Below are 7,630 nucleotides of genomic sequence, written 5' to 3'. Positions count from 1 at the left end.
TTTGAACCACCTTATGTATTCAAAACCAAGTTAGGACAGGAAGGCATCGTGTGGGAAAAAGGCGATGAAGTAAAAGTTTACGATCCCGAAGAGAATACAATTGAGAGTGCCGGTGTAACCGAAGATGAAATTCGCGTTGAGATTCAAAGCTTTAATAAAAAGGTAATCAACGACAGTTTCAATAGAAATATTTTAAACAAGCTGATTGCCGATTATGGCATTCATCCCGATGATCCTAAAAAGACTTTGATTTTTGCGGCCACAAATATCCATGCCGACATGATTGTGAAAATTCTGCAGGAAGAGTTGGTCGAATTGGGAGAAGATGTAGATGAGGCTGCAATCAAAAAAATTACAGGCGAAGTCGACAATCGAGATGATTTACTGAACCGATTTAAAAACGATCAGTACCCAAGTATTGTGGTAACGGTCGATTTGTTAACAACGGGTATCGACGTACCCAAAATTTGCAATATCGTTTTTCTGAGAAGAGTAAACTCTCGAATTCTTTACGATCAGATGATGGGACGGGCTACTCGAAAGTGCGATGAGATTGGCAAAGAAGTTTTTAAAGTTTACGATTGTGTGGGCGTAACTGAGATTATGGCCCAGGAACAGGTAATGAAACCTGTTGCTCCGGTAGTGAGCAAGTCTTTCGAAGATTTAAACGAGGAATTATCCATTATAGAAGATGAATATCTGAGAGAAGTCAAGTTGGATCGAATCATCGCCAAACTACAACGTAAAAACCGTTCCCTGAATGGAGATCAACAGGAAAAATTCAAAAGTCTATCGGGTGGATTAACGGCAAGCGAATTGGGACAAAAACTGAAAGCTTCCGATACCAATGAACTGATGAACACCTTGGCTGAATACGAACATTTATGGAACTATCTCGATCGCGAAAAGGGAAAAGCCTTTACTTATGCAACCCTGTATAGCGAGCACAAGGATGTGGTGGAAGATGTGGAAAGAGCTTACGATAAGAATTTAAAACCCAAAGATTATCTGGAATCCTTTGCTGATTTCTTAAAACAGAATAAGAATACCATTGCTGCCATCAACATTCTGTGTACCAAACCAAGCAGCTTAACACGAAAAGATTTAAAAGAATTGCGTTTGATTTTGGACGAGAAAGGTTTTAATAGAGTCCGTTTAAATGCCGCTTACAAAGAGATCTCCAATCAGGATATTGTGGCTGATATCATTGCGCATGTGCGAACATCAGCTCTAGGCTCGCCATTAATCAGTCATCAGGAAAGAATATCACAAGCCATTGAGAAAATAAAAACAGCTCATCAATGGAATAGTATTCAACTAAAATGGCTCGATAAGATTGAGATGCAATTGCTTGCAGAATCAGTCATCACGATTGAGGATCTGAACAAACCCCCTTTCAGTATGGATGGTGGATTAAAAAGACTCGATAAAGTATTCAAAAATGAAACCAGCACCATCATAAACGAACTAAACGAGTATCTTTACGCCTAGCTTCGACAAGCTCAGCTACCGTGAAATAATACATAAAAATGGTGGCTGAGCTTGTTGAAGCCCAATTAATAATTATAAAATTGGTTCGAACTTTAACCTTTACACTTTAACCTTTACACTTGAACATATGGCCCTAGGCACACAAGAAATCGTAAACAAACTCTGGAACTTGTGCAACGTTTTGCGCGACGACGGAATCACATACCATCAATACCTAAACGAACTGACCTACATTCTTTTCCTGAAAATGGCCGAAGAAACCAGTAAGGAAGATGACATTACCGAAGGTTACCGTTGGGAAGATTTAAAAAGCAAGGAAGGCATTGAGCTTTCGACTTTTTACCGCGAACTGCTACTAAAATTAGGTACAGAAGGAAAAGGTGCGGTGCAAAAAATTTACAACAACGCACAAACCTCTATCAACCAACCGGCCAACCTGCGTAAGATTATCAAGTATATTGATGAGTTAGATTGGTTCGATGCAAGGGAAGAAGGCTTGGGCGAAATGTACGAGGGATTGCTAGAGAAAAATGCCTCTGAAACCAAATCGGGTGCGGGGCAGTATTTCACACCTCGACCATTAATCAACGTGATGGTTCGATTAATGGATCCGAAAGTGGGCGAACGCCTTAACGATCCAGCTTGCGGAACCTATGGTTTCATGATATCGGCTCACCACCATATATTGGCAAACAACGACATTTATGCCTTAAAGGAAAAAGAGAATACCTTCCTAATGGAGGAGCAGTATAGCGGTTGCGAATTGGTACACGATACCCACCGATTGGCCATGATGAACGCTTTTTTGCATGGCATGAAAGGGAACATTATGCTGGGCGATTCCCTAAGTAGTATGGGCGAAGACGTGAAAAATATTGACTTGGTATTGGCCAACCCACCTTTTGGAACCAAAAAAGGAGGAGAGAACCCAACCCGTACCGACCTACTTTTCCCGAGCTCTAACAAGCAGCTTAATTTTTTACAAAGCATATACCGAAGTTTGCACCAGCGTGGAGGCGCACGTGCTGCCGTAGTATTGCCCGATAATGTGCTGTTTGAAGATGGCGACGGACAAAAAATTCGCCGAGACCTCATGAAAAAGTGCAACTTGCACACCATTTTGCGATTGCCAACCGGTATTTTTTATGCGGCAGGGGTTAAGACAAACGTTTTGTTCTTTGAACGTGGAACCAAAGACAAGGCCAATACCAAAGAAGTGTGGTTTTACGATATGCGTACCAACATGCCCAAGTTTGGAAAGCGTACCCCTTTTACCGAAAAGCACTTTGCGGCTTTCGAAAAAGCCTATACCGCTGCTGACCGTAGTAAAGTGAAAGATGAACGTTTTTCCTGTATCAGCTTAGCGGATATCCAGAAGAAGAACTATTCCTTAGATTTAGGATTGATTGCCGACGAAAGCATCACCAATGGCGAAGAACTAGGCGAACCACAAGACATTGCCCGCGAAGCCCTTTCCGAAATGGAAAGCATCATGAAAGATTTGAACGCCATCATTAAAGAATTGGAATAATGGAGAAAGTTTTACCAAAAGGGTGGGTTGGAACAGATTTAGATACAGTAGTTTCAAGAATGACTAATGGTTCTGGTTTAAAACAATTAGAAGAGCCATATGAAGGATCATTCCCAATCACAAGAATTGAAACAATTTGGAATGAAACGATTGATTTAACTAGAGTAAAATATGTAAGCCCAACTGAAGAAGAAATTGAGAAATATAAATTATTAAAAGGAGATGTCTTATTTAGTCATATTAATAGCGATAAACATCTTGGAAAAACGGCTGTTTTTAATTTAGAAGAAACTGTACTTCATGGCATAAATCTGTTACTATTAAGATCTTGTCCCCAATATGATGGGTATTTTCTTAATTATTTATTAAGGCATTATAGGTTTTCAGGTCGATTTATTGAAGTTGCTCAACGATCAGTGAATCAGTCTTCAATAAATCAAAAGAAATTAAAATCTTTTCAAGTTCCACTTCCCCCATTAACCGAACAAAAGCGCATCGTAGCCAAATTGGATAGCCTTTTTGCCTCTTTGGAGAGCACCAAAACCCGTTTGGATAAAATACCTCTACTGCTCAAAAACTTCAAACAAGCCATCCTCACCCAAGCCGTTACCGGCAAACTCACCGAGCAATGGCGCGAGGGTAAGGAGTTGGAGGCAGCAGATTTAACTTCAGTCCAAAATAAAAGACTAGAAGATTATTATATTTTAAAAAAGAATAATAAAAAGGTTGGCTCTAAAGCACCTATAAAACCTGAATATTTAAATCAAAGTTTAGATAATATTGATGATTATCAAATTGAATCGTGGTATAAAGCTCCCGTTGGTTTATTATGTGACTGTATTGTTCCTGGAAGAGATAAACCAAAATCTTTTACAGGAGATATACCATGGATAACTACTCCTGATTTAGTGTCAGATCGTATCAATTCTAGAAATGCAAGACTCTTTTTAAGCTCAGATGAGATATTAGAAGTTAAAGCCAAATTGATCCCTGAAAAATCAGTTGTTATTAGTATTGTAGGACGTTTTGGAGTTTCTTGCATTGTTGAAGATAAATGTGTTATAAATCAGCAGTTACATGCATTTTTACCTTCAGAATTAATTCTGCCAAGTTATTTGATGTATTATTTTAAAACTCAAGAAGAAGTGATGAATTCTATTTCTACTTCTACCACTATTGCATATATCAATAAAACTAAAGCAAATGGAATTATAGTTAATGTACCTACTTTGAATGAACAAACCGAAATTGTCCATCGGGTAGAATCTCTTTTTGCCAAAGCCGATGCCATAGAGGCGCAATATACTAAGCTAAAGCAAAAAATAGATACATTGCCACAGGCGATATTGGCAAAAGCCTTTCGTGGTGAGTTGGTGGAGCAAAACCCTTTGGATGAACCGGCTTCTGTTTTGTTGGAGCGCATAAAGCAATTAAAACTCGAAGCGGCTAAAAAGCCTAAAAAGAAGGTGGTTAGGAAGAAGAAAGCGGATAATGATTTGCTTATTGCTGCAGAGCCAAAAGCAAAATACAATTAAAAGCCAACTCCAGTTCTCGTAGATTTGTAATCTGAGGGTAAGGAGTTTGGGATTTTTAATCCTTTCGGTACTATACATCGAATAAGGCTTGCAATAAATAGCATGAAAACAAGTATATTCGTAATACTATATTAAAAATTACGGTGATATCATGGAGAAAAAATTAACCAACTCTAGTCTTGCACGTCAAAATATCCTGAATAACAAGTACGCACTTCAGGAAATCCAACAAATGGTAGGATTAAAAGGGGTATTATACGAACAAGAATATCGTTTTACAAAAAAGCAAATTGCTGTTTTTTTTGAAATTTCTGAACGCACCGTTGATAATTATCTAGAGAAATATCAAAAAGAATTAACTAAAAATGGTTACGTGGTGCTTAAAGGTAAAGCATTGATTGACTATAAATTAGTTCATTCTAACACTTTTGGTAACGAAACAGATTTCGTTACCAAAACGACAGTACCTAGTGTTATTTAGAATAGAAAATTTCTAGTGCTAATTTTAAAATGAAATCTCCTACGACTTCTTATTCATAAATTTCTCACGTTCGGCAGCCATTTTTTTCTTGTATATCTCCAAATCAAAGAAGATTAATTCATCTAGTTTTTCGGCAAGCTCATGCATGTTTGTTGAAAATAGATTAGGAATATCATTCGCATCTTTCGAAAAATTGCCCTTAGAATTATTTATCGCCTTTGCGATTTCAAATGGAGCTTTTCTGGGGTCGACACCTCCAGCTTTTTTTTCTCCCAAATAAGTTTTAAATCCTCCACTTATTTTTGATACATCCTCAGGAACTATATAGTCAGGTTTTTCAGCAAAATACGAGTAGTAAAGCCATAACTCAAAACAGGGGTTTGAGATAACAAGATTGAGATGATTCTCTTGGCAATCAGAATAGCGTTCTATAATCTGATCATAAAATTCATCCACATCGGTCACCAGGTTGATTGAATCAATAAGGTCAACATCTTTACTCTCATCAAGGTGCTTTTTTACATCAATGGCAGCATCTACCAGATCTGTAACATCTAAACCTCCTTGCCCTTCCGAATTTTCGGCAATAAATTTGATGCGTAATTTAGGAAAAATAGGCCGATTTAGTTCTTTGTATTTTCTTTGAAAAAAGTCAAAATAATCTTTCTCCCGAACTTCTCCTCCCGATACAATAACAAACAAAGATGGATCTAAGAAACCATCTTCTTTAGTATAAGAAGATGGGATTGTTTTCTCCTCTAATTCTGATTGCTTAATTTTATCCGTAGGATATTTTGGAATAGGAGCTTTTAATTCTCTCTTGCCTTCCTGTTTCGAATAGTGATCCGTCATGGCTTAAGCTTCTAAATTTCCAATAAAAGGAATGCCTCCATATCGGCCTTCTAAATACCCATTCTTAATTTTAATTGTATTGTGTTCTTTAAAATCGTTCAACGAGTACAATTCCGTATTGCCATGATGTTTTTCTGCAAACCAAATTTCATCAGCCCTGACGATTTCTTTTTGGTTCAATAACTCAGTTTCATGGGTTGTAAATAGTAATTGTCCTTTTGTTTCTGATTCGGAAAAAAACTTAATAATGGATGAGATCAATAAAGGGTGGATACTGCTTTCAATTTCATCAATACAAATTAATTTTTCGGAATGTACAAGCTGATATAGTGCAGGTATTAAATTCAGAATTTTTATGGTTCCATCAGATTGGTCACCTATTCCCATAGCACCCTTGTAATCATCAACACCAAGCTGATTAAAAATAAATTCTTTGATTAATTGTTTCTCCTTTTCCTGAACAATCTCAAATAGTACTTTATCATTCTCTACTCTTGAAAATCTGCTGTTATTTTTAGCACTTCGTTCCAAAATTTTCTCTATATCTGGCTTGTCTTCTAAATTATCGCTAAGAAATTCACTTACATCTCTGGAGCGAATTTCTAAACTATCTACTCCTAATCCTATTTCTTTAAAAAGATGATTGGCAAAATTAAATAAATCTTTATTCGTGGATAGTAAAGTGATCAGGGAAGGTACAAAACGTTTTAGAGATAATATTTCTAAATTGTTTTGAAACCAATTATAAGTATTCTCAACATGCTCATTATTAATGATTGGAAATTCATTGTTTAACGACAGTAGTGAGGAATATGGATTATTATTTAATAATTTTTTTGTTGCCTTTGATAGTTCTTCTGACTTCTGTTTAGATTCAGTGGTCAGCTTTTGATCCTCTCTTTTAAACACTAGGATATTATCCTGTTTTCCCAAACCAGAAAGAAAAAGCTCTTCTTTTATATGATCATTATTTAATGCTATACGATAGATATAGTAATGATCTTTTGTGTTAAATTCTATGGAGATTTTAATAGGGTCAGTATTCTCATCCTGGCAAAGTCTAAATTTGTTTTTGTCTAACTTCTTCTCATTTAAAAACTCCTTTTTTATAGCAAAGTCTCTAATGAATTTAATTGCTTTTAAAAAATTTGATTTGCCAGACCCATTAGCGCCATAAAGTACAGCTTGCTTTAAGACGGGTATTTCTTTATTGTCGTAAATGTGATTTTTAAATGTTGTCCTTTTCTTATTAGGAAACATATCAAAATTGGATTCTTTATGAAAAGACAGGCAGTTTTGTATTGTGAGTCTTAGTAACATATCAAAGATTTTTTTGTAAGATATAGCAACAAATTAAAGGCTAATATTTTAGTAAACAAAATTTTCACGTGAATTTTTCACGTGAAAAAATTACAATTGATTTTTTCTCCCCTTAGATTTGTGATTTTTGGGTAATGTGTTTCGTATTTATAATCTCAATAAATAAGCTTGTGCAGCACCTAAAATAAATTTGGAAAATCAAATAAATTAGTATTATTTTACAGAAAGTTTAGTTAGAGCTAAACTTTAATTTTGATATGAGCAAATATTCATTAAACAAAATAGAAGGCATTGAAGGCAAACAGAACATCTATAAGCTACATATAGATGAATCGTGTATGTTTGATGAATTTGAAGAGGAAATTGAAAGTAAAGGACAGTATGAGGAGGAATTATATGCTATCTATAGCTTAATGGAGG

6 protein-coding genes are annotated in these 7,630 nt (G+C 35.9%); 4 read left to right on the top strand and 2 right to left on the bottom strand.

Features of this window, described 5'->3' with window-relative positions:
* From ABYT26_RS17140 to ABYT26_RS17125, 4 genes are all read left to right on the top strand, one after another.
* Nucleotides 1-1,491, top strand: a 1,491-nt coding sequence (locus tag ABYT26_RS17140; RefSeq protein WP_372756163.1) for a type I restriction-modification enzyme R subunit C-terminal domain-containing protein, incomplete at its 5' end; no start/stop codon positions are given.
* 127 nt (nt 1,492-1,618) lie between these two features.
* Nucleotides 1,619-3,022 carry an N-6 DNA methylase gene (locus ABYT26_RS17135; protein ID WP_372756161.1) on the top strand — a complete coding sequence of 468 codons (1,404 nt, stop codon included), beginning with the start codon at nt 1,619-1,621 and terminating at the stop codon, nt 3,020-3,022.
* Nucleotides 3,022-4,557 (top strand): restriction endonuclease subunit S, encoded by a 1,536-nt coding sequence (locus tag ABYT26_RS17130; RefSeq protein WP_372756159.1) that lies wholly within the window; start codon nt 3,022-3,024, stop codon nt 4,555-4,557. Before ABYT26_RS17135 ends, ABYT26_RS17130 begins: the two co-directional genes overlap by 1 nt.
* Before the next feature lie 151 nt (nt 4,558-4,708).
* A complete protein-coding gene (locus ABYT26_RS17125) occupies nt 4,709-5,038 on the top strand; it encodes a hypothetical protein (RefSeq protein ID WP_372756157.1) in 330 nt (109 codons plus the stop codon).
* 39 nt (nt 5,039-5,077) lie between these two features.
* Here the strand turns inward: ABYT26_RS17125 and ABYT26_RS17120 are convergent, their stop codons facing one another.
* Both ABYT26_RS17120 and ABYT26_RS17115 read right to left on the bottom strand, forming a co-directional pair.
* A complete protein-coding gene (locus ABYT26_RS17120; RefSeq protein WP_372756155.1) occupies nt 5,078-5,890 on the bottom strand; it encodes an RloB family protein in 813 nt (270 codons plus the stop codon).
* A gap of 3 nt (nt 5,891-5,893) precedes the next feature.
* Nucleotides 5,894-7,210: an ATP/GTP-binding protein gene (locus ABYT26_RS17115; protein WP_372756153.1), complete on the bottom strand. Its 1,317-nt coding sequence runs from the start codon at nt 7,208-7,210 to the stop codon at nt 5,894-5,896.
* Between the last annotated feature and the right edge of the window lie 420 nt (nt 7,211-7,630).

The sequence above is a fragment of the Labilibaculum sp. genome, assembly GCF_041595635.1.
Lineage (GTDB): Bacteria > Bacteroidota > Bacteroidia > Bacteroidales > Marinifilaceae > Labilibaculum.
The sequence above is the reverse complement of the archived record's forward strand: the minus strand, read 5'-3'. Positions and strand labels throughout refer to the sequence as shown.

Excerpts from the sequence above, each read along its gene's own strand:
- ABYT26_RS17135 (WP_372756161.1), top strand. The coding sequence starts at position 1,619 with ATGGCCCTAGGCACACAAGAAATCGTAAACAAACTCTGGAACTTGTGC.
- ABYT26_RS17130 (WP_372756159.1), top strand. The coding sequence starts at position 3,022 with ATGGAGAAAGTTTTACCAAAAGGGTGGGTTGGAACAGATTTAGATACA.
- ABYT26_RS17125 (WP_372756157.1), top strand. The coding sequence starts at position 4,709 with ATGGAGAAAAAATTAACCAACTCTAGTCTTGCACGTCAAAATATCCTG.
- ABYT26_RS17120 (WP_372756155.1), bottom strand. The coding sequence starts at position 5,890 with ATGACGGATCACTATTCGAAACAGGAAGGCAAGAGAGAATTAAAAGCT.
- ABYT26_RS17115 (WP_372756153.1), bottom strand. The coding sequence starts at position 7,210 with ATGTTACTAAGACTCACAATACAAAACTGCCTGTCTTTTCATAAAGAA.